The organism is Maribacter taeanensis (assembly GCF_047345145.1).
GTDB lineage: Bacteria > Bacteroidota > Bacteroidia > Flavobacteriales > Flavobacteriaceae > Maribacter_C.
The window spans coordinates 133,898-154,935 of sequence record NZ_JBLFER010000005.1 but is presented as its reverse complement, the minus strand read 5'-3'; the positions used below and the strand labels follow the sequence as shown (position 1 = coordinate 154,935).

16 protein-coding genes are annotated in these 21,038 nt (G+C 37.9%); 10 read left to right on the top strand and 6 right to left on the bottom strand.

The genetic code is table 11. From position 1 onward, the window contains the following. Positions 1–161 precede the first annotated feature (161 nt). From ACKWCD_RS15625 to ACKWCD_RS15610, 4 genes are all read left to right on the top strand, one after another. Positions 162–8,096 (top strand): BspA family leucine-rich repeat surface protein, encoded by a 7,935-nt coding sequence (locus tag ACKWCD_RS15625; RefSeq protein ID WP_413984890.1) that lies wholly within the window; start codon positions 162–164, stop codon positions 8,094–8,096. Between the two features lie 4 nt (positions 8,097–8,100). After that, positions 8,101–9,033: a PorP/SprF family type IX secretion system membrane protein gene (locus tag ACKWCD_RS15620; protein WP_413984889.1), complete on the top strand. Its 933-nt coding sequence runs from the start codon at positions 8,101–8,103 to the stop codon at positions 9,031–9,033. Positions 9,034–9,157: 124 nt separating this feature from the next. Further along, positions 9,158–10,972: a WG repeat-containing protein gene (locus tag ACKWCD_RS15615; RefSeq protein ID WP_413984888.1), complete on the top strand. Its 1,815-nt coding sequence runs from the start codon at positions 9,158–9,160 to the stop codon at positions 10,970–10,972. A 3-nt stretch (positions 10,973–10,975) separates the two neighbouring features. Continuing rightward, positions 10,976–11,659 (top strand): hypothetical protein, encoded by a 684-nt coding sequence (locus ACKWCD_RS15610; RefSeq protein ID WP_413984887.1) that lies wholly within the window; start codon positions 10,976–10,978, stop codon positions 11,657–11,659. An 8-nt stretch (positions 11,660–11,667) separates the two neighbouring features. Here ACKWCD_RS15610 and ACKWCD_RS15605 read toward each other — a convergent pair whose 3' ends face one another. Next, positions 11,668–12,510: a pseudouridine synthase gene (locus ACKWCD_RS15605; RefSeq protein ID WP_413984886.1), complete on the bottom strand. Its 843-nt coding sequence runs from the start codon at positions 12,508–12,510 to the stop codon at positions 11,668–11,670. Between the two features lie 255 nt (positions 12,511–12,765). Here ACKWCD_RS15605 and ACKWCD_RS15600 point away from each other — a divergent pair, with 255 nt between their 5' ends. The 5 genes from ACKWCD_RS15600 to ACKWCD_RS15580 all read left to right on the top strand — a co-directional run bounded on the left by ACKWCD_RS15600 (position 12,766) and on the right by ACKWCD_RS15580 (position 15,891). Continuing rightward, positions 12,766–13,647 carry an AraC family transcriptional regulator gene (locus ACKWCD_RS15600; RefSeq protein WP_413984885.1) on the top strand — a complete coding sequence of 294 codons (882 nt, stop codon included), beginning with the start codon at positions 12,766–12,768 and terminating at the stop codon, positions 13,645–13,647. A 170-nt stretch (positions 13,648–13,817) separates the two neighbouring features. Next, positions 13,818–14,375, top strand: coding sequence for an O-methyltransferase (locus ACKWCD_RS15595; RefSeq protein ID WP_413984884.1), 558 nt, complete (start codon positions 13,818–13,820; stop codon positions 14,373–14,375). Positions 14,376–14,472: 97 nt separating this feature from the next. Then, on the top strand, positions 14,473–14,880 hold the full coding sequence (locus ACKWCD_RS15590; protein ID WP_413984883.1) for an ester cyclase: 408 nt from the start codon (positions 14,473–14,475) through the stop codon (positions 14,878–14,880). Between the two features lie 21 nt (positions 14,881–14,901). Then, on the top strand, positions 14,902–15,447 hold the full coding sequence (locus ACKWCD_RS15585) for a nuclear transport factor 2 family protein (RefSeq protein ID WP_413984882.1): 546 nt from the start codon (positions 14,902–14,904) through the stop codon (positions 15,445–15,447). Between the two features lie 9 nt (positions 15,448–15,456). Continuing rightward, positions 15,457–15,891: a cupin domain-containing protein gene (locus ACKWCD_RS15580; RefSeq protein ID WP_413984881.1), complete on the top strand. Its 435-nt coding sequence runs from the start codon at positions 15,457–15,459 to the stop codon at positions 15,889–15,891. A 95-nt stretch (positions 15,892–15,986) separates the two neighbouring features. Here the strand turns inward: ACKWCD_RS15580 and ACKWCD_RS15575 are convergent, their stop codons facing one another. The 4 genes from ACKWCD_RS15575 to ACKWCD_RS15560 are packed head-to-tail and all read right to left on the bottom strand — an operon-like array spanning position 15,987 to position 19,934. Continuing rightward, complete coding sequence (locus ACKWCD_RS15575) at positions 15,987–16,937, bottom strand: carbon-nitrogen hydrolase family protein (protein ID WP_413984880.1); 951 nt, start codon at positions 16,935–16,937, stop codon at positions 15,987–15,989. Further along, positions 16,938–17,843 (bottom strand): geranylgeranylglycerol-phosphate geranylgeranyltransferase, encoded by a 906-nt coding sequence (locus ACKWCD_RS15570; RefSeq protein WP_413984879.1) that lies wholly within the window; start codon positions 17,841–17,843, stop codon positions 16,938–16,940. A 10-nt stretch (positions 17,844–17,853) separates the two neighbouring features. After that, positions 17,854–18,792: a mevalonate kinase family protein gene (locus ACKWCD_RS15565; protein WP_413984878.1), complete on the bottom strand. Its 939-nt coding sequence runs from the start codon at positions 18,790–18,792 to the stop codon at positions 17,854–17,856. 59 nt (positions 18,793–18,851) lie between these two features. Then, positions 18,852–19,934 carry a diphosphomevalonate decarboxylase gene (locus tag ACKWCD_RS15560; protein ID WP_413984877.1) on the bottom strand — a complete coding sequence of 361 codons (1,083 nt, stop codon included), beginning with the start codon at positions 19,932–19,934 and terminating at the stop codon, positions 18,852–18,854. 71 nt (positions 19,935–20,005) lie between these two features. On the opposite strand from ACKWCD_RS15560, the gene ACKWCD_RS15555 reads away from it, so the two are divergent. Further along, positions 20,006–20,479 carry a TspO/MBR family protein gene (locus tag ACKWCD_RS15555; RefSeq protein ID WP_413984876.1) on the top strand — a complete coding sequence of 158 codons (474 nt, stop codon included), beginning with the start codon at positions 20,006–20,008 and terminating at the stop codon, positions 20,477–20,479. 13 nt (positions 20,480–20,492) lie between these two features. Here the strand turns inward: ACKWCD_RS15555 and ACKWCD_RS15550 are convergent, their stop codons facing one another. After that, positions 20,493–21,038 carry a DUF1697 domain-containing protein gene (locus ACKWCD_RS15550; RefSeq protein WP_413984875.1) on the bottom strand — a complete coding sequence of 182 codons (546 nt, stop codon included), beginning with the start codon at positions 21,036–21,038 and terminating at the stop codon, positions 20,493–20,495.

Here is a 21,038-nt window from a genome sequence, read left to right as displayed (position 1 = left end):
GGTTTATAGCGGTTTCCAGTGAATGCTTTTCACTGCTTTGGGGTAGTTTTTCGTGGCGATTTCCACTGAAATTTGTGCTTTGACAACATATTTATGATTTGCGTTTATCCTCGTAAAATATTAGTTGTCAGTCATCGTTTGCAAAACAGACCCAAATTGCCATGACCAAAAACCTATTCTCCCTACTGCTGATATTAGTCAGCACGAGCATCTTTTCTCAGTCCTTTAATTCCATATGGAATACCACAAACACCAGCAGTGGATCCTCTGCGGATAATGAAATTACAATACCCACCAACCCCGCTTATACCAATTACAACTATTCTGTCAACTGGGGCGATGGCCAAACCGATACTGGAGTAACCGGAGACATTACGCACACCTACGCTACACAAGGCACTTATACGCTTATGATTAGTGGTGATTTTCCTGCTATCTATTTCAACAATGTAGGTGATAAACTCAAAATCATAGAAATACTTGATTGGGGCACCATACAATGGCAAAGCATGGAAAATGCTTTCTACGGTTGTGAAAATCTAAATTTCGACGCCATAAATTCGCCGGATCTCTCACAAGTGACCAGTCTAAAAAATATGTTCAAAGGAGGGGTTTTGTTCAACGGAATAGTTAATAATTGGGATGTAAGCACCGTCACTGATATCTCTGGAATATTTCACACAGCAAGAATCTTCAATAGACCCCTTGATAATTGGAATACCGCAGCTGTGACTGATATGTCATTCGCCTTTCACGATGCTCAACTTTTCAATGAACCTTTAGATAGTTGGAACACGGCTGCTGTAACCACAATGGAAAACATGTTCTACAATGCAGACAACTTCAATCAAAATATCAATAATTGGAACGTAGCCAATGTAACCAATATGGTAGGCCTGTTCTACAGCGCAGGTGCATTTAATCAGCCCCTAAATAACTGGTCCGTTAACAATGTAACTAACATGTCAAGAATGTTTGCAAGTTCTACCTTTAACCAACCTATCAATAATTGGGTAGTTGACAACGTTACCGATATGTCACAAATGTTTAGCAGTGGTGGTTTTAACCAGCCATTAGATGGTTGGAATGTCAGTAATGTAACGAATATGGCTAGCATGTTCGGTAACAGCTATCGCTTTAATCAACCTTTGAACAATTGGGATGTTAGTAGTGTTACCGATATGAGTGAAATGTTTGGTGGTTCGGGATCCTTACAACCATTCAACCAACCGCTTGATCAATGGGATGTTAGTAGTGTTACGGATATGCAAGGAATGTTCGCAAGCTCTATGTTCAATCAACCGATCAACAATTGGGATGTGAGCAATGTTACCGACATGAGTGAAATGTTTTCTGGGTGGGCTACTAGTTATACGGTGTTTGACCAACCATTGAACAACTGGGATGTTAGCAAGGTTACCGATATGAGTGAAATGTTCGAAGAATCGAATTTTAATCAGGATATCAGTGCTTGGGATGTTTCTAGTGTTACCACTATCCAAGAAATGTTCAATAGTGCTCAACGTTTCAATCAACCGCTTAACAATTGGACTTTTGGCGGAGTTACCAGTATTTCTAGAATGTTTGCATCCACGCCAGCGTTCAACCAACCCTTGAATAATTGGAATACCGCTGCCATTATAAACATGTCTCAAGCATTTTCGAACGCACTGGCTTTTGACCAAAATTTAGCATCGTGGAACATAGCAAATGTTACCAATATGAGTACAATGTTATCGAACTCAGGACTATCGCAAGAGAATTATGACGATACCCTGATTGGCTGGGCTGCACAAACGGTAACCGCAGGAATCAGTTTAGGTGCAAATACACTTCAATATTGTGATGGTCTTTCCGCTAGACAAGACCTTATTGACAATCACGGTTGGAATATTACTGGCGATGCCGTAAACTGTTCCAATGTATTTTGTACTACAATGGTGAACCCAGTGGCAAGTGATACGAATGTGCCAGCTAATTCGAACATTCGATGGGCTGCGGCCCCAAATGCTAACGGATACTACGTAACCTTGGAATTAGAGAGGGGTGGGGTAAGAAACTATGTCAACATCAATGGTAATCCTGCGAACAATTACGATGTTGGTAACGTCCAAATTCTACAATTTACAAATGAATTCGACCCTGGTGATACTGTGTATATTACCGTAACACCCTATAACGATGAGGGTCCGGCAGTTGATTGTGAGGAATTCAGTTTTACAACTGTAGCCTCTTGGGTAAATAGCCCAGCGGCGTATAAAATAAAAATCGACACGAGGCTAGGTGAACCTGTTGGTAATATTAGGGCCCGTCAGTTCGAAATGGAAAGAAATACCAGTTACACCTATAACTATGCAATTGACTGGGGCGACAATGAATACAACAACAATGTTTCGAACGATATTACGCACACCTACAACATTCCGGGTGAATATACCATTGCCATAATCGGGGATTTTCCCGCGCCCTATTTCGGAACATTCGGAGATGGCGAAAAAGTACTCTCCATTGAGCAATGGGGTACCCACGAATACCAGTCAATGAGAAGGGCTTGTTATGAATGTGAAAACATGGTGTACAACGCAACCGATATTCCGAATCTTTCACAGGTAACTGATATGTCACAAGCCTTTGCGGAAGCCTCCTTGTTTAATGGTAATATCGATAATTGGGATGTAAGTAACGTAACCAATATGTCTGAAATGTTCGAAAGAGCCGAACTTTTCAATCAGCCGTTAAACAGTTGGGATGTCAGCAATGTGACCAACATGTATAGAATGTTCGACGGGTTCGTAAGGTTTATGGACTTCAATCAACCATTGAATAATTGGGACGTAAGTAATGTTACCAACATGGGACTGATGTTCAGAAGAACAGAATTTTTTAACCAACCGCTAGATAACTGGAATGTAGGTAACGTAACAAATATGTGGTACATGTTCAGCGGCACCACTGCATTCAATCAGGATATCAATGTTTGGGATGTCAGCAGCGTAGAAAATATGAGTTTTATGTTCAGTCAGGCAGCCGCATTTAATAGTCCACTTGATAGCTGGGATGTGAACAAGGTTACCAATATGAGTTCCATGTTTTCCCGTTCGACCTCCTTTAACCAGCCAATAAATGTTTGGGATGTTTCTTCGGTCACCAACATGGAATCGATGTTCGAAAGCGCTGAAAATTTTAACCGCCCACTCAATAGTTGGGATGTAGACAACGTAACCAATATGGCGGCCATGTTCAAGAATTCTTTTTTGTTCAACCAGCCCTTAGCCAATTGGGATGTTTCTCGTGTAACTACAATGCAATCGATGTTCAATGGCGCCAAAGCATTTAATCAACCTTTAGAGAATTGGAACGTCAATTCGGTCGTAAATATGCAATCGATGTTCGAGTCAGCCGAAGCTTTCAATCAACCCTTGAATGCATGGAACGTTAGCGCCGTCGCCAATATGTCATCCATGTTCAAGCAAGCCCTAATATTTGACCAACCCCTCAATTCTTGGGATGTTTCATCGGTGACTCTAATGCGTTCAATGTTCGAAGGTGCAGCCATATTCAATAATGCTATTGGAAATTGGGATGTAGGCTCCGTGACGAATATGAACTCCATGTTCGAGGATGCAACGGTCTTTAATCAACCTATTCAAAATTGGGATACCGGAGAAGTACTGAACATGGAAGAAATGTTCAAGGGTGCTTCTGCATTTAATAGAACTATCGACTCTTGGGATGTTTCTTTCGTGACCACAATGAAATCGATGTTTGAAAATGCTGTAGCCTATGACCAAACTATGAATTCATGGAATGTGGCCTCGGTAATTACAATGGAGAAAATGTTCAAAGGTGCAACTGCGTTTAATAGCGATATTGATGCATGGAACGTAAGAGGAGTAGATACCATGTTCGAAATGTTCAGTGGAGCCACGGCATTCAATCAGAGTGTCAATAATTGGAGAGTTTCAGGTGTAAGTAACATGAACAACATGTTTTATGGCGCCTCTGCCTACAATCAAACTATGGATTTATGGAACTTAGGAAATGTTAGTATGCGTTCTGCTTTTTATAATGCCACTGCCCTAAATCAAGATTTAGGAGCTTGGGATGTAAGTGGTGTTACCGATATGCGAGACATGCTTGACAACACCGCATTGATTAGAGAAAACTATGACAACACCTTAATTGCATGGTCAGAACAAACTTTGACAAGTGGAATTACTCTTGGTGCTGAAGGACTTCCTTATTGTGATGCTTTAGAGGAAAGGCAATCTATGATAGACAATTTTGGATGGACTTTTAGTCTAGATGTACGTGATTGTCCTATTCCTGAATGCACCCAACTTACCTCGCCACGTCATGATGATACTGATGTTCCGGTAAATACTAATATTACTTGGGAGCATGCCCAATATGCAAGAGGTTACTATCTGACCGTTGGAACTTCCCCAGGTGGAAATGATATCGAAGACAACATAACCATCAACGATGAAACTTCATATGAATTCGCAGCTGATTTTAATACAGGTGATGAGGTCTACGTAACTATTACTCCATTTAATGATGAAGGAGATTCAGGAGTTTGTATAGAAGAAAGGTTTACTATTTCAAATGACCCAGCTACAATACCATTTTGTACAAATCTTACTGAACCTTTAAATAATGCCCCAAATGTTTCAGTTACAACTGATTTAAGTTGGGACCCTATCTCGAATGCAGATGGTTATAAATTAATTTTAGGTAGTTCAACAGGGGCTAATGATATTCTTGATGCCGGAGATATTGGCAATGTCGTTACTTACGATTTACCAACAGATTTACCTGAGGATAGTGATATTTTTGTCACCATAACGCCATATAATGATCAAGGTGATGCCACTTGTACTTCAGAAAGTTTCCACACCGAAGTAATTCCAGTCCCTCCAGTTTGTACAACTTTAACCAATCCAAGTACACCGACCGACGTACCTATTGATACTAACTTAAGTTGGAATGCAATTGCAAACGCCACAGGTTATCTAGTCGTTGTTGGTACTACGTCAGACGGAATAGAAGTTGCAAATAACATTGATGTTGGCTCAGCAACTACCTATGATTTTCTTGATGATTTAGAGGAAAATAGATTGTACTATGTTACTATCATACCTTATAATGATGTGGGTGATGCAACGGGTTGTATCGAGGAGACCTTCCGAACTGGAGATTCTACAAGTCCACCTTCATGCACAGAACTTACCAATCCGGCAAATTTGGCTACGGGTATATCACCAGGAATCGATTTATCATGGAACGCAATAACGTCGGCCACGGGCTATAATTTAACTGTAGGAACAACTAGTGGCGGTACAGATATTTTCAATAGCGATGTGAATAATGTAACTACCTACGATTTAACTACTGACTTACCTCAAAGCACACCTATTTACGTTACTGTTACACCTTATAATGATAACGGAATTGCCATAGGACCATGTAGCGAAGTTCGTTTCACGACCGATGGCCCACCATTATGTACGACCTTAAATAGTCCAAGCAACAATGATCCGGACGTACCTTTCGACCTCGGCAGTATTACATGGAATGCTAGCACAAATGCAACTGGTTATACATTGACAATAACCGCAAATAGTAGCACCGCCAACAATGGAACTTTTGATATTACTTCAGGCACTACACACCCGTTCGCCAATGATTTTGAGCGCGGGGAAACAGTTACGGTGTCTATTATACCTTATAACACCGTTGGTGCCGCAACAGGACCATGCGTTTCTGAGAGCTTTACGATTATTCCTCCACCAGTACCAGCATGCACAACTTTGTCTAGTCCCCTAACCGATGTAGCACTGAGACCTACCATTGAGTGGAATGCTAGTACAGGTGCGAACAGATATGAGCTTACCGTTACAGCAAGTAATAGTACCATAAACAATGTAATTGATCGTGACATTCCAACGGGCACAACATACACTTTTACCAATGATTTCGAACAAGGTGAAACGGTTGATGTTACCATCGTACCATACAATGATCAAGGTGCTCCAATTGGATGTACTGCAGAAACCATTAGTATTAAACCAGTTCCTTCTTGTACTGACCTGTTTTCACCTGAAGACAAAGAAGTTAATGTCGCCAAAGATATTTCTAGAATTTCATGGAACGCCGTAAGCGATGCTTCGCAATACAGAGTAAGTGTCTCTGCTGAAAACAGTACTGCAAATAATATTTCAAATACTTTGGTTACAGGTGAAACTTATGATTTTCAAAATGATTTTACGCCAGGCGAACTTGTTACGGTGACTATAATTCCATTGAACGAAAGTGGTGATGCGATAGACTGCGAAACTAAAAGCTTTACTATAAAACCACTTCCTGCTTGTACTAATTTAACAGCTCCAGAAAACGACGATATTGATATTGCCGTAGACACCAATATCGAATGGAGAGCGATAGCCGAAGCCGATGGATATCTAGTCACTATTAATGCAAGTAACAGTACCGCCAACAATGGAACTTTTGATATCACTTCAGGAACAACACATAATCCTGATTTCAATTTTGAACAAGGTGAAACAGTTGATGTTACCATTATAACTTATAACGAAGTTGGCCAGAATACAAATTGTATGTCAGAAAGTTTTACTATTAAGCCAATTCCTTTATGTACTGATTTGACAGATCCAGAAAACCAAGAAGTCGATGTCGCAGTCGATACTAATTTAGAGTGGAGGGCAATAGCTGATGCTAATGGTTATCTAGTAACTGTTGATGCGAGCAATAGCACGGGTAATAATGGGACTTTTGATATTACCTCAGGTACAAGCCATAATCCTGATTTCAATTTTGAACAAGGTGAAACCGTAACAGTTACAATTACCCCTTACAATGAAGTTGGAGAAGCAATGAACTGTACTTCCGAAAGTTTCACCATCAAATCAGTCCCAGTATGTACAAATCTTTTGTCACCAAGAGACGAAGATATTGTTGCTGATGTTAATGAGCTAACATGGAATGAAATTGTGGATGCAGACGGGTATAAGTTAACCATCAGAGCAGAAATCACCACCTCTAATGACGAGACCGATTTAATTGTTACTGGAACCAGTCATATATTTCAAAATGACTTTGATCAAGGCGAAATTGTTACTGTTACGATTATCCCTTTTAATGAAGTTGGTGATGCTATAGGGCCATGCGTGACTGAAAGTTTCACTATCAGACCTATTCCACCTTGTACCAATCTTGTTGACTTACTAAATAGTCGAAACGATATTCCTATAGCAACAGATATTTCATGGAACCCGAGCTTTGATGCGGATGGGTATCGCATTTCCGTTGGAACTTCTCCGAATGGAACTGACATTGTAAACGACGAAGATGTAGCCTCTTTGACCAGCTATACTTTATCCGATGATCTACCTTCCGAAACTCTAATCTACGTAACCATTACGCCATATAACAGCTCAGGTGATGCTGCGGGATGTACTTCTGGAAGCTTTGAAACTGAAGTTGTTATTCCTGAGTGTAGTACTATTTCGAGTCCATTTAACGGAGAAACTGAAGTGGATTTGGAAAGCACCATTATCTGGGATGAAATCGAAAAAACCGACGGCTATCGCATATCTATTGGTACAACTTCAGGAGGTACTGATATTGTAAACGATTTAGAACTAGGCACTTCAACTAGCTACAACCATAACGAAGAGTATCCATTTGGTCGCGAAATATTTGTAACTGTAATAGCATACAATACTGCTGGTGATGCAGTTCAATGTGAGGAGCAATCCTTTACGACATTGATTCCGGAGGATAATACCAAATATGGTTTCTCTCCTGACGGTGATGGAATCAATGAATACTGGCATATAGAAAATATTGAGTATTACCCTGCAAATGTTGTAACCATATATAATCGATGGGGAGATACTGTATTTAGAATCGAAAATTATGACAATGGCTCGGAAGTATTCCGTGGTGAAGCAAATATGAAGACCAAAATGGGCGCAGGAACACTTCCTTCTGGAACCTATTTCTTCGATATTCAAATTGAAGGTGAGACCATTCTCCAAAAAACAAAAGGATACGTAGTAATAAAGCGATAAACCAATGAAACCAAACCAAAAAATTGGCACGCTTGCACTAGGTGTTTTGCTGTCGTTCTTATCATTCAATTCAATTTTTGGCCAGCAAACCGCTGCTTTTCCGGAGTATAATTTTAATCCGTTTATTATTAATTCCGCTTATGCCGGATTATTGCCTGATACAGAGGCTACCATAAGTTATACCGGAATCCTTAAGGAGTTCGAGGGTAGTCCGAAAAACTTCAGCATGAGTTTTCATACGCCGCTTAACGATGGTAAAGTCGGACTCGGTGCAGGATTCATTCGCGATGAAATCGGTGTTACAACTTCAACAAGTGCCTTCGCTGCCTATTCCTATAAAATCTTCTTCGATTTTAAAGACAACAGACCCTATTGGCAAATCTATCAACCCGGAACATTGTCTTTCGGAATAACCGCCGGACTGCAGCAGTACCAAGACAATTTATTAGATCTAGGCATCACCGATGACCCCAGATTTGCACAAAATATCAATGCAACCATACCCACCGTTGGCGTCGGATTTTTGTTCAATCATGCGCGTTTTTATGCTGGTGTTTCCATGCCAAATGTCTTAGGCGACCGATTGGCAAACGATGATAATTTGGAATTGAATAGTCCGATTTATGGGTACTTTGGTTATCGTTTTTTCAACAACCGTTTTGAAGATTTCATGTTAAAACCTAGTGTGCTTATCAAAAGTGAAAAAGGCGCTCCGCTTCAAGTTGATGCTAATGTTTCCGTAAGTTATAGAAACAAATTCGAGCTGGGAGCGGGATATCGTACCAGTTCTTCCGTAAATCTAACTGCAGGATTATATCTAATTGACAACTTTCGATTTATATTCTACTATAACTTAGCGTTAAAAGATTCTCCTATTGGGAATACACCAGGCTTTATTTTGAGCTATCGCTTTGGAAAAGGGTATTCCAACAATTAATCTATTTCACGGTATTCCGTGAGAAACACTAGAAACTATCGGCCTAATTTTACAGAAATAATATGTAGGTAGCTGCGTTTGTAGTAAAGATACCTTTGTAAAGTTTTTATAAACCAACCAAAAAATGAAGAAACGTATTCTATCTCTTATTGTAATTTCGCTAGCTGCAATAAGTACCATATCTGCTCAAGAAGTAAACCCTGAAATGCAAGCTTTTCTAGAAAGAATAGAAGACTCAAGCTTAGATGAACTTGAAAAAGAACTCGACGAAGGTATTGAAGGGTTAAAAACATTTATGGGCTTTTTTGAAGCTCCAGCTGAGGAACCAAAAACAATAACCAAAGAAGAAGAACGCCTTACAGAACCTTTCCGTATTGATACTTCAATTGTAAAATCAGCTACCCAACAATTTGAAGATATCGGTTTTACACAAACTTTTAAAGAAAATAAATCATTTCTAAAATTTCAGAAAATCGGTGATGATTACTGGAGTAAAGTCTTTCTTACGGAAGGAATTGAAGAATGGTTTACTCCGAAGAAAATCCACTTTAAAGATGGTACTTCTGCTATAAAAGGAATTAAAAATAACAAAATCAGTTTTTTTTGGGATGAAGAATGGGCCGACATCAAGGTCATTGATTCTGTTGAAATTGATTACAATATTCGCTATACCAAGGCATATGACTCCTTACAATTAACGAAGAAAACCAAAAAACTAAATTACAAGCAAGGTGTTGTAAAAGTCAAAAAGATTGAAAAAAACCACCTGTATATTACTATTAGCGATGCGTATGCAGACGGAGTTTACCTTAGAGCCTTAAACAAAGACGGCAAACCCTTGAGTCAAAATAGCAGTTCCTTCTCACCTACATCTGATGATTCTTCTAGTGATGTCATGAAAGAAATGCTTTCCGTTTTAGAGGAAGTTCAAAGCAGGTTAAAGCAAGACAAATTTGCGGATGTTGAACAACTAAAAAAGTACTTAATTAAGAAGGCTTCAAAAATTGATAAAACCAAAGATACTGACGGAGTTAGTCACCGAAAGTTCTATTTCAATGGAAACATTGATACCGTTGTGCTCTATTTTCAAACTGAAGAGGGGTTTCAAACTGTTCCTTTCAAAGCTATAAATAGTGGTAGTTTCAAAAATATTCTGCTCAACCAAACCAAAGAGCAGCTCATCTTCATGGATGAAGATGCAAAAGAAATTTTTAGAATTGATGAAAAGCCCTTAGAACGTATTGGCAACCGCTTTTTTATGGAAGATGAAACCTATTACTATTTGAATATCACAAATAAAAGTCTTGACAAGATGGCAGCGGTAAATGTATATGAGACTAGCAACGGACATGTATTTATACAGCAAAATTTAGAACATGGCTTTATTGCCCATGATATCAACCTCAAAAAACTTTCTGACCTTGAATTCTCAAACGTATGGTATGTAAATAATGAATATGCTCACGCACTCAGTAACGACAAAGAAGTGTATACCTTAGACTCCGAAGGCAATATTAAAAAAGTTGACGGTGTTGATGAAATAGTCACACAATCAGAAGGTCTAACAATGGTTAGGTCAAATGAAAAGTATGGTTTTATGGATGTTTCTGGGAAAGTAATTGTGCCCTGTACATATGCTGATGCAGAGGCATTTTCAGAAGGTCTAGCCATTATAAAGAATGACGAAGGTCAGTATGGGTTTGTTGACAAAACGGGAGAAATTATATTACCTCTAGTCTATAACAGGGCAAATTCTTTTGAAAATGGAATTGCCTTAGTTTCCAAAGGCGATGGCTATTTACTCATTGATAAAACCGGAAAAGTCATCGTAAAAACTGATAGCAACGGATATTTCATTAATGGCACAGGAGTTCAAAAAACCTATCAATTGGGTGATAAAAAATATGATGCTTTTGGGAAGTTGATTTCACAAGAATAAGCAATGCAAAAACTAACGGATTACATTTTCAATCTTTCTCCAAAAAAGCTGGCCATTTATTTGGTGCTCGGACCTTTGGTTTTGTTTTTGGCTCATACCGTTATCACTATTGCTTTTCGCACAATTTCCAACCCCGAAACAAGTCAATTCGCAAATATTCTTTTAGGTATTCTATCGCTTGTTTTGAGTGTATTTATCCTTCTATGGTTGGTCTGGTTACGGAGTGCAGTATATTCAGTTCAAGAAACAGAAATTGGTCTAGCTCGAAAATGGTTTGATATTGCTTATGCTTTTCTATGGATTTTCATTCTTTTCAATCTAGTAGCCTCAATTATTGAAAGTCCTTTGAAAAATAGTACTTGGAGCGAATATGTATATCTAATTTATGCCTCTCGCGAATTCATAAATTTTGGAGGTATACTAATTGCCTATCCAATAGTTTGCCACTATGCGGCAAGGGCAACCATGGTCAAGCGAACGAATAAGCCCGCTAGCCTTATTGGAGCTATCCCTTTTACCCTATTGTTGCTGTTCGGGACTGTTTTAGGAATTCCCTTTGTGCATAATTATTTTAGTAGTAAAACCTCAACCAAATCCGAGGTCCTAATCATTTATGCCATCAGTTTAGGCTTGTTTTTCCTAATTCTTGTTATTGGTTTTATTGCGGCAATAACAGGACTGGTATAGCAGAAAGACTACTGAACCATTCCCAAATTAATCACCTCTTGCTCTGTCAAATAGCGCCAGTGACCTCTGGGAAGGTCTTTTTTGGTAAGTGCACTGTAAACCACTCTATCTAGTTTTGTTACCTCGTAATCAAGTTCTTCGAACAAACGTTTTACGATGTTGTTTCTTGAGCTATAAATCTCAATACCCACTTGATTCTTAGGAGTATTATCAATAAAGCTAATATCTTGAACTCGAACTATATGGTCTTCAACGGACAAACCTTCTTTGATACGTTTTAAATCCGCACTGCGCAATTCCTTTGTCAAGGTAACATGATAGATTTTCCGAAGTCCGTTTTTTGGTCGTGCTAATCTTTTAGAGAGTTCTCCGTCGTTTGTAAATAGTATGAGGCCAGTGGTGCTTTTATCTAACTTGTCAACCGCAGTTAATTCAGATTTAGAAGCTCCGGCAACCAGACTAGCCGCTGTGCGTCTTCCTCTCTCGTCTCTTCCTTTAGTTACAAAGTCTTTAGGCTTGTTCAAGAGAACGTACTCTTTTTTTATGGGGTTCAGTCTACGTCCATCGAATCGAACGTCATCGGTCAATTTTACCTTATAACCCATTTCAGAAATGGGTTTTCCATTCACGGTCACATTACCTGCAGCGATATAAATATCAGCTTCACGGCGAGAACATACTCCAGAGTTTGCCAAATACCGATTCAATCGAATCTCATTCGGGTTTGAAGCTTGCTTCTTTTCCGTTTTTTTGAATGAAGGTTTTCCTTTCCCAATTTTTCTATTTCGGAAAGCACCCGCTTTTTTTTCAGGTTTCTTTTTATCTCCTTTATTGGAATCTGACCTACCCATTTTATTATTTTTTGCAAAGGTATGAATATTCAATACGGTTCGGAGTCAGATGGTTGATTAGTTCCCTAAAAGGTGAATTTTAGAAACCACAAAAAAAACTATAAATAGAACTGGATGACCATATCTTTCATATGAATTCCAATCGTGCCTCAAAATGGACGTTTTTGGGGACCTACAAGATGCCAAGTGATTATTCACATAAGTTAGATATGATTAATGTCAATATATTCCTAACTTGAACCAAAGCTATAAAAATTGAAGTCTATTGAAGAAACACCCACAGTAGCGTTCCGAAGCTCCTCTAATTCGAAATCCTTTTTTGATATAGTAACGCTTGAAAATGTTTTGAAAAAAACTCCAAGTGACCACAAACAAACTGAGAATCATAAACTCTCTTTTTATGTTCTATTCATAATTACCAAAGGACAAGGAAGGCATACCATAGATTATAAAAGTTATTCATATCGAAAAGGGACGGTGTTTTCTTTAAGAAAAGGGGTAACTCATAAATTCACCAAATATGAAGCTGAAGGAACGTTATTGATTTTTACTGAAGATTTTATATTCAAACATCTTGGAAGAAAAGAGGGGCTAAAATCACTTCAGCTATTTAACGAACTATTGGAATCACCAAAAATCGAATTGAACGCATCGCTCTTTTCGGAAGTAGAAATCATACTAAGTCAATTGTACTTAGAGACAGGGCTAGAAAAGGATGCCTATACCTCAAGTATTAAAAGAAGTTTGTTACACGTCTTAGTCTCTAAATTATATCGTGAAAAAACAAAAGATAAAAACGTCTTCTCGAACACTAAATACTTAAATCAGTTTCTGAAATTTCAAAATTTAGTCGAAGCACAATGGTCTGAAAGCAGAACCGCACTGCACTATGCAGAGCAAATGTCCATTACTCCAAAAACATTGAACAATATTGTAAAAAGCACAATTAAAAAATCTGCGAAATCCTTAATTGATAATATTGTTACCACCCAAATAAAACATCTATTAGTAAATACCGAACTTTCTGTTACAGAAATCGCCTATGACTCAGGGTTTGATGATCCAACTAATTTTTTTAAGTACTTCAAAAAAAATACAAAGTTATCTCCAAACCAGTTTAGAGAAACCCATAAGTGATTTCCCTTTTTTACAGTTTTATTGCATTTTATTATCATAACAATAGTATGGTTTTGTCCTAATTTCGCTTGAAATAATAAAGGCGGAAAATGCATACAATTAGCAATACGAAAACTAAAAAGACCCTACATAAGCTTCACAAGGAATCCTCCTCAGAAAAGCTAACAATTATGAAAGGTGCCTTAAAAGGAATCTTTAGAGAATTGAGACCAAACGATATGAAGGAGGCTTACATCGCCATCACACGAGAACAGGGTGAGTATATCTATGACCTGTTGATTAGAGAGAAAGCGAGAAATATCATAGAATTTGGAGCTTCATTTGGTATTTCGACGATATACTTAGGTGCTGCCGCAAAAGAAACCGGTGGACATGTAATCAGTACAGAGTTATTGGATTCGAAATCGAGAATAGCACTTCAGAATTTCAAGGATGCTGATGTTGAGGACTACATAGATTTAAGAATTGGCAATGCCATAGAAACATTGCAAGACGCCCCAGACGATATAGATTTTATATTGTTAGACGGCTGGAACGATTTATACCGTCCGCTTATAAAAATGCTGGAACCTAAATTAAAAAAGGGAGCACTTATTTATACGGACAACATCAATTTTTCGGGTTCAAGACCATTCATAGAATATATTGAATCGCATCCTGAAAAATTTAAGACCAAGCGCTTGACCGAGTCTAAAGGGGGTGTTGAGCTAACAGAATATATGATTTAGATATTTTCCTTTTTTTACAGTGTTTAGAATCTTTCTTACCATTTGCTTACCAAAGCACCAAATTAAATTTGCAGTAGTAACTTTTAAAGAATAAAACATGACAAATAGAGAAGCATTCAACGCATTTTATGAAAAAGCGTTAACCGTAAATACCGAAACATCACCAGAGGTTGTTTTAAATAACATTTTGGCAGATGATTTCGTTTCTAAAGGTTCAATTGAAAACAAATCAAAAGCACAATTAATAGGGCAGTTAGGATTCTTTTGGAAATTGATTCCAGATTTGAAATGGACACCTCAGGAAGTTATCAATGAAGGGAACAAATATGTTGCAAGAAGTTTGGCAACGGGAACTCCGAATGGAGACTTTATGGGCTTACCAACTGATGGCACAAAATCTTTCAGCATCATGACCATCGATGTTCATACCATAGTTGATGGAAAAGTCATAGAAGTTTATCATCTTGAAGACTGGGGAACAGCAATGAAACAATTACAACAATAACAGTTATTAATCACAAGAAAAATGAAAAAAATTATATTATGTTTTGCCATAGCCTCACTACTTGTAGGTTGCGATATGGCAAAAAAAAGCAATACGCAAGCAGCACATGAAGAAACGACCGAGGTAAATGAAATGAGTGCCAGTGATACATTGGCGCAACAATCACAAGAAACCTTAGCTATTGCCAATGCCTATATGGCCGCCATGGGCAAAGGAGATATGGAAACCATGAATACCCTTATGCACGAAGATATGGTGTGGCAAAATGCCGGAGATGAGAACTTACCGTGGATGGGACCTTGGAAAGGTAAAAAAGCGATATTAGAAGAATTTTTTCCAGCCTTTGGAGCGGGTTTTGTTACCAAAAAATGGGTGCCAACAGATGGTTTTGCAAGTGGTGACACTGCAGCATACTTCGGACAAATGATTGGTGTGCTAAGTCATTCAAACAAAGAAACCAAAGAATTTACATACGCTTTAAGAGTTAAAGTAAAAGATGGGAAGATCATACTATGGAACTGGTTTGAGGACAGTCTTGAAGTCTCTAAAACCTATCACGCAAAATAATTGATAGACATGAAAACATTTGAAGTAATCAAAAATGGAGAAGGGGAAAATTACAATTACTCCCAAGATCACTGCTTTATTAAGCTTTCTTCGCGACACACGAATGGAGAATTAAGTTTTGTTGAGGATACCTTAAAACCAGGTTTTTACCTAGCAAGACATCATCATAAAATAATGACTGAAATCTTCTATATACTGAAAGGTGAAGTGGAGTTGATTTTTGATGACCAAACTGTTATTGCGAAACCCGGAGACACAGTAACCGTACCTCCAAACGTATGGCATGCTGCAAGTTGCAAAGATGGTGGTAAAATGCTTTCCATTTTCCTAAAAGGGCAATTTGACTTATACTTAGAGCATCTATCAAAAATGTCGGAAAGCGACTTCGAAGATGCGGAATTAATGAAATCTGTTTCCGCTGAATTTGATATTTACGAAGAATAATAACATCTAAAAGCGCAAAATCTTTTAATACACCACATTTACGTTCTGTTAAACGAACATTTTAATAAACAGAAGTCCAAAACACGGTTTTAAGTTCAATCCTCAAACTCCACCGTAGATTGCCGCTCTCTATTTACGGTCAATTTAGTAACGTCGGGTCTTGAATAATGCCCTACCGAGTCAAAATTTTGACGTTCTTCGTACACGCGATTAAAGTCTAAGTTTTGATATATTAAACCTTCTTTATGAAGTACTGGCTCAATAATCCATTCGCCATCGGGACCAGCGATGCATGAACCACCATCCGCTAAAGTTTTGGGTGCTTTTGCTAAAATGGCATCCAAGTGAGGTGTATCTTTTGGGAAGTCAGATTTCTGCATTAAGGAAGAAACAGAAATTACATAGCTACGTGATTCTCGTGCTATGAATCTTGTAATGTCTTTCGTGTTATGTTCACTTCCTGGCCAAACGGCAATGTGTAGGTTTTCCCCCTGCCCATAAAGTGCTGTTCGCGGTAAAGGCATCCAATTTTCCCAGCAGTTGAGTCCGCCAACAGTAAATTGCTTTAGCGAGTGCACTTGCAATCCGTTACCATCACCTGGTGCCCAAGTCAAACGTTCATCATAAGTCGGTTGTAATTTTCTGTGAACAGACTTTATTTCTCCCTCTTGATTTATGTAAACTAAAGAGGCATAAATGCTATGGCCACCTCTGTTTTTAGCACGTTCCATTATTCCCAAATAAATAGCCATACTATTCTCTTTTGCCAATTTGCAAACAGAATCTAATTCTCCAGTCTCAATTTGAATTGAATTTCGGACATAATGGGCATGCAATTCTTTGTTGACTTTTTTATCCCACTCAGCGCCATTAGTTAATGCTAGCCAGAAAGGATATCCTGGTAATAATGCTTCCCCGAAAACTACAAGCTCTGCTTTCTCTTTTACAGCTTCATGGATGGTTGCCTCAATTTTTTTAAGAGTCTCTTCTTTGTTGAGCCAAACTGGAGCTATCTGTGCAAGAGCTACTTTTAATATATTTTCCATCTATAAAATTCGATTAAGAACTAAGTCAATATCAATCAACAAAATACTAAAGACACCAGCAATGATGATAAATTTTAAAATATTATGCAACCAAACGTAATGCTTCTTGGTCTTGGACTGTAAAAGCAAAACAAGAAACAAAATCAAGAGTGCGATGCATGCCATGAAATAGTAGTTCATTAAGCCGACATCAAACTTTGTAATCAATAAAAGTGAAGGGATAAGGGTCAGTAGAATCAAACCCGCAATCATAAACTTCGAAACCTTTGGGCCATATAGGATGGGAATAGTTCTATAGTTTTGCGCCAAATCACCCTTCATATTCTCTAAATCTTTTATCATTTCCCGAACTAAAATTAAAAGGAATAAAAAGATGGCATGCACAAAAATTACCGTCTCAAAGTTCTTGTAATAAACGAAAACCGCAAAAAATGGGGCTATCGCAAGTGTGGCGGAAACAAAGTTTCCAATAAAGGGGACTTTTTTAAGTTTATGCGAATAGAACCAAATTCCAAAGATATAGGCCGAGAAAAAGAGAACGGCTCTAAAAGAGACATAACTCGCTGCAAAAACGGCTAGAAAGTTTAGTATGAAATAGGTTGTCAGCTTAAAACGTTGGCTTACTAACCTATCCAACATACTTTTCTTGGGCTTATTGATAAGGTCTTTCTCCGCATCATAAAAATTGTTGATGATATATCCGCTAGCAATTACCAGAGCCGAAGCAATTACGATAAAAAACAGATTGACATCAAAAACAACTTTACGAAGTGGTAAGTCTGGAGAAAGAATATAAATTGAAGCTAAGTATTGCGCTAAGGCAATCATCAAAATATTATAACCCCTAACAACGGAAAACAGGCTCAATAACTTCAGCAGTAAGAGCTTGTTCTTTCTAGTAAGCATTTCGAAAGTTTTAGAAGTTATAAACCACTTCTAATTTATAATCCTTGAGCGCCGATTGCGCTTTATCGATATCTTCGGTAAAACCCAAAATATAACCACCGCCGCCTGAACCACAAAGTTTGAGGTAATAGTCATTGGTGTCAATACCTTGTTTCCATAAGTCGTGGAATTTAACAGGAATCATTGGTTTAAAGTTATCCAAAACCACGTGTGAAAGTTGCTTTAGGTTTCCGAAAAGGGACTTTACATTTCCGTTTACAAAATCTTCAACGCAAGCATCAGTATGTTTGATGAATTGATTCTTCAACATTGTTCGAAAACCTTCTTGCTTCATCTTTTCCATAAACAATTGCACCATCGGAGCAGTTTCCCCTGTAGAACCACTGTCTAGCAAAAATACAGCACCTTTACCTTCAGTATTTTGGCTAGGTATGCTAGTGGATTCAATATTGTCTTGTGAATTAATAAGAATCGGTAAGCTTAAATAGCTATTCAATGGGTCTAGTCCAGAAGACTTCCCGTGGAAGAAAGATTCCATCTTACCAAAAATCTGTTTTAGCTTTAGAAGTTTTTCACGGGTAAGATTTTCAAGAACTGTAATCTTATCACTTGCATATTGGTCGTAAACTGCTGCAACAAGAGCACCACTACTTCCAACGCCATATCCTTGTGGGATAGAGCTATCGAAATACATTCCTGATTCAACATCCTTTTTCAAAGCTTCAAAATTGAACGCAACCAATTCTGGTTCTTCATTGGAAACCTCTTCTAAGTAAGTCACAAAATTCTTAAGGTGACCATTGGATTCTAAGGCTTCTTTCGATGGATTTTCATCGGTCTTCAAAGCACCTTTAAAAAAATTATAAGGTATAGATAATCCTTTCGAATCTTTGATAATTCCGTACTCTCCGAAGAGTAATATTTTGGAATAAAATAAGGGACCTTTCATAGACTTCTTCAATATGGTATAACTATGTAACGCTAATAAGACGCTTTACTGATTAAAAGTTACATCTTTTTGGCACCAAAACCAATTCGATCACAAATGTACTGTCCATTTTCGCAATATACAACCAACTCATTCTTAATAAATTGAAATACTTCTTCCTTCTCATTCTCAGGATATAATACATGTACATTGGCTCCAGCATCTAAAGTAAAACAAACATTTGTTTTTGAAGACTCGCGAAACACCCATATTTTATTGATAATTTCAAGGGTATTCGGTTTCATCAAAACAAAATAAGGCAAACTGGTCATCATCATCGCATGAAGTGTTAGTGCCTCACTTTCAACAATATCAATAAAGGATTTTAAATTTCCCTCTGAAAAAACACGCTTCAATTTCGTCAGATTTTCATGCGCTTGGTCGAACCGGTTTTTGGCAAAAGGATGATTGTGCATTAAATCATGACCAATGGTACTACTGACCTGCTTTTGTCCTTTGTCAACTAACAAAATAGTATCGTGGTAATTTTTAAATATGGGATGTAGTTCATACGGATATTTGATTCCGTATAAATCTGAACTTCCATCGGTGTCCGCGTGATTTCCCCATTGTATCAAATCACCTTCGATACTTCTACAAGCACTTCCCGAACCCAAGCGAGCTAAAAAGGATGCTTTCTTATTGAAAAAATCTCGACTCATTTCAGGATTCAGTTCCTTTTCAACAGCCATCAAGCAAAGTGCTAAGGCAGACATACCACTGGCGGAAGAAGCGATACCACTGCTATGCGGAAAGGAGTTTGATGTTTCAATGGTAAAATGAAAATCCTTCAAAAATGGAAGGTACATTTCAATACGATTCAAAAAGATTTCGATTTTTGGTTTGAAATCTTCTTTGGGTTTTCCTTCGAACAATAAATCGAATGAGTAATCAGAAGCCTTTGAAGCTAATTTTTTATAGGAAATTGATGTTGTTGTAGCGCAAGCATTCAAAGTAAAACTTATGGACGGGTTCGCCGGAATCTGATTTTCTTTCTTTCCCCAATACTTTACCAATGCAATGTTACTTGGTGATTTGTAAGTCACTTTCCCATCAGAAATTTCATTGGAATATTCAGAAGGAATAAAGTTTGTTTCAGTCATTGAAAACGGAATTTATGCAAAGATAGCGGTTCACCTATAAATTCACTATTTTCGAGGGAAAACCGACCCCTTTGAAAAGAAAACTGACCTATATTACTATTTCAGTATTGATATGCCTGCTCGTGGGCTTTCTCTCAAGTTTTGCCACTCAAAGTTCAGTAAATACATGGTTTGTAACCTTGAACAAACCAAGTTTTAACCCCCCTAATTGGCTTTTTGCACCTGTTTGGACTATTCTTTATGCTATGATGGGTATCGCTGCTGGAATTGTTTGGGCAAAAGGCACGCATCATGTTTGGGTAAAAACCGCACTATATCATTTCGGGTTTCAGCTACTTTTAAATGCCGCATGGAGTATTGTCTTTTTCGGACTACGGCAACCGATATGGGCCTTAATGGTAATTATAATGCTCATTGTTTTATTAGGCTTGACCATTCGCTGGTTCAATGTAGTCAGTAAAACGGCAGCTTATCTCTTAGTACCTTATTTCCTATGGGTTTGTTTCGCGACAGCTTTAAACTATAAAATCTGGGAATTAAATTAGCATCTAATTAAAACTAGTTTTCTTCTGCTAGTTCCAACAACTTCGCCATCGTTCTATGATTTCTGGTTGTTGCCGAAACTCCCAGTTTCCTTTCAAGAACATTGTTAGTCAACTTTGCTTTACCAGCTCCATTTAAGCAATTCAAATACACACATTCTTTTGTTATTAGAAACAATTCACTAGGGTAATCTTCTGGTTTCAAATTACCAATAGCATCCTTTTCTGGGACCTCTTTTAACAGGGCATAATAGACTCTTTTTGCCTCTAAATCCTCTTGTTTAGTAAAAGGATTCTTTTGAAGAATCTCCTCTAGTCCCATTTTCGTTTTCACCACGACCGTAACATCAAAACCGAATGAATCTGCGACACCTTTTTTGATTTTTTCTTCTAAAATATGTGACTTTTTTCCAGCTGATTTAAAAACCATATTTCCACTTTGGATATAAGTAACAACATCTGTAAGACCTATTTTCATGAGCATTAACTTTAAATTGGCCATTTTTATTTTCTTTTGACCACTAACGTTAATCCCGCGCAATAAGGCTATATAGGTTTTCAT

Excerpts from the sequence above, each read along its gene's own strand:
- ACKWCD_RS15605 (WP_413984886.1), bottom strand. The coding sequence starts at position 12,510 with ATGGGTAGGTCAGATTCCAATAAAGGAGATAAAAAGAAACCTGAAAAA.
- ACKWCD_RS15550 (WP_413984875.1), bottom strand. The coding sequence starts at position 21,038 with ATGAAAACCTATATAGCCTTATTGCGCGGGATTAACGTTAGTGGTCAA.
- ACKWCD_RS15580 (WP_413984881.1), top strand. The coding sequence starts at position 15,457 with ATGAAAACATTTGAAGTAATCAAAAATGGAGAAGGGGAAAATTACAAT.
- ACKWCD_RS15565 (WP_413984878.1), bottom strand. The coding sequence starts at position 18,792 with ATGAAAGGTCCCTTATTTTATTCCAAAATATTACTCTTCGGAGAGTAC.
- ACKWCD_RS15560 (WP_413984877.1), bottom strand. The coding sequence starts at position 19,934 with ATGACTGAAACAAACTTTATTCCTTCTGAATATTCCAATGAAATTTCT.
- ACKWCD_RS15575 (WP_413984880.1), bottom strand. The coding sequence starts at position 16,937 with ATGGAAAATATATTAAAAGTAGCTCTTGCACAGATAGCTCCAGTTTGG.
- ACKWCD_RS15625 (WP_413984890.1), top strand. The coding sequence starts at position 162 with ATGACCAAAAACCTATTCTCCCTACTGCTGATATTAGTCAGCACGAGC.
- ACKWCD_RS15615 (WP_413984888.1), top strand. The coding sequence starts at position 9,158 with ATGAAGAAACGTATTCTATCTCTTATTGTAATTTCGCTAGCTGCAATA.
- ACKWCD_RS15590 (WP_413984883.1), top strand. The coding sequence starts at position 14,473 with ATGACAAATAGAGAAGCATTCAACGCATTTTATGAAAAAGCGTTAACC.
- ACKWCD_RS15620 (WP_413984889.1), top strand. The coding sequence starts at position 8,101 with ATGAAACCAAACCAAAAAATTGGCACGCTTGCACTAGGTGTTTTGCTG.
- ACKWCD_RS15585 (WP_413984882.1), top strand. The coding sequence starts at position 14,902 with ATGAAAAAAATTATATTATGTTTTGCCATAGCCTCACTACTTGTAGGT.
- ACKWCD_RS15570 (WP_413984879.1), bottom strand. The coding sequence starts at position 17,843 with ATGCTTACTAGAAAGAACAAGCTCTTACTGCTGAAGTTATTGAGCCTG.
- ACKWCD_RS15595 (WP_413984884.1), top strand. The coding sequence starts at position 13,818 with ATGAAAGGTGCCTTAAAAGGAATCTTTAGAGAATTGAGACCAAACGAT.
- ACKWCD_RS15610 (WP_413984887.1), top strand. The coding sequence starts at position 10,976 with ATGCAAAAACTAACGGATTACATTTTCAATCTTTCTCCAAAAAAGCTG.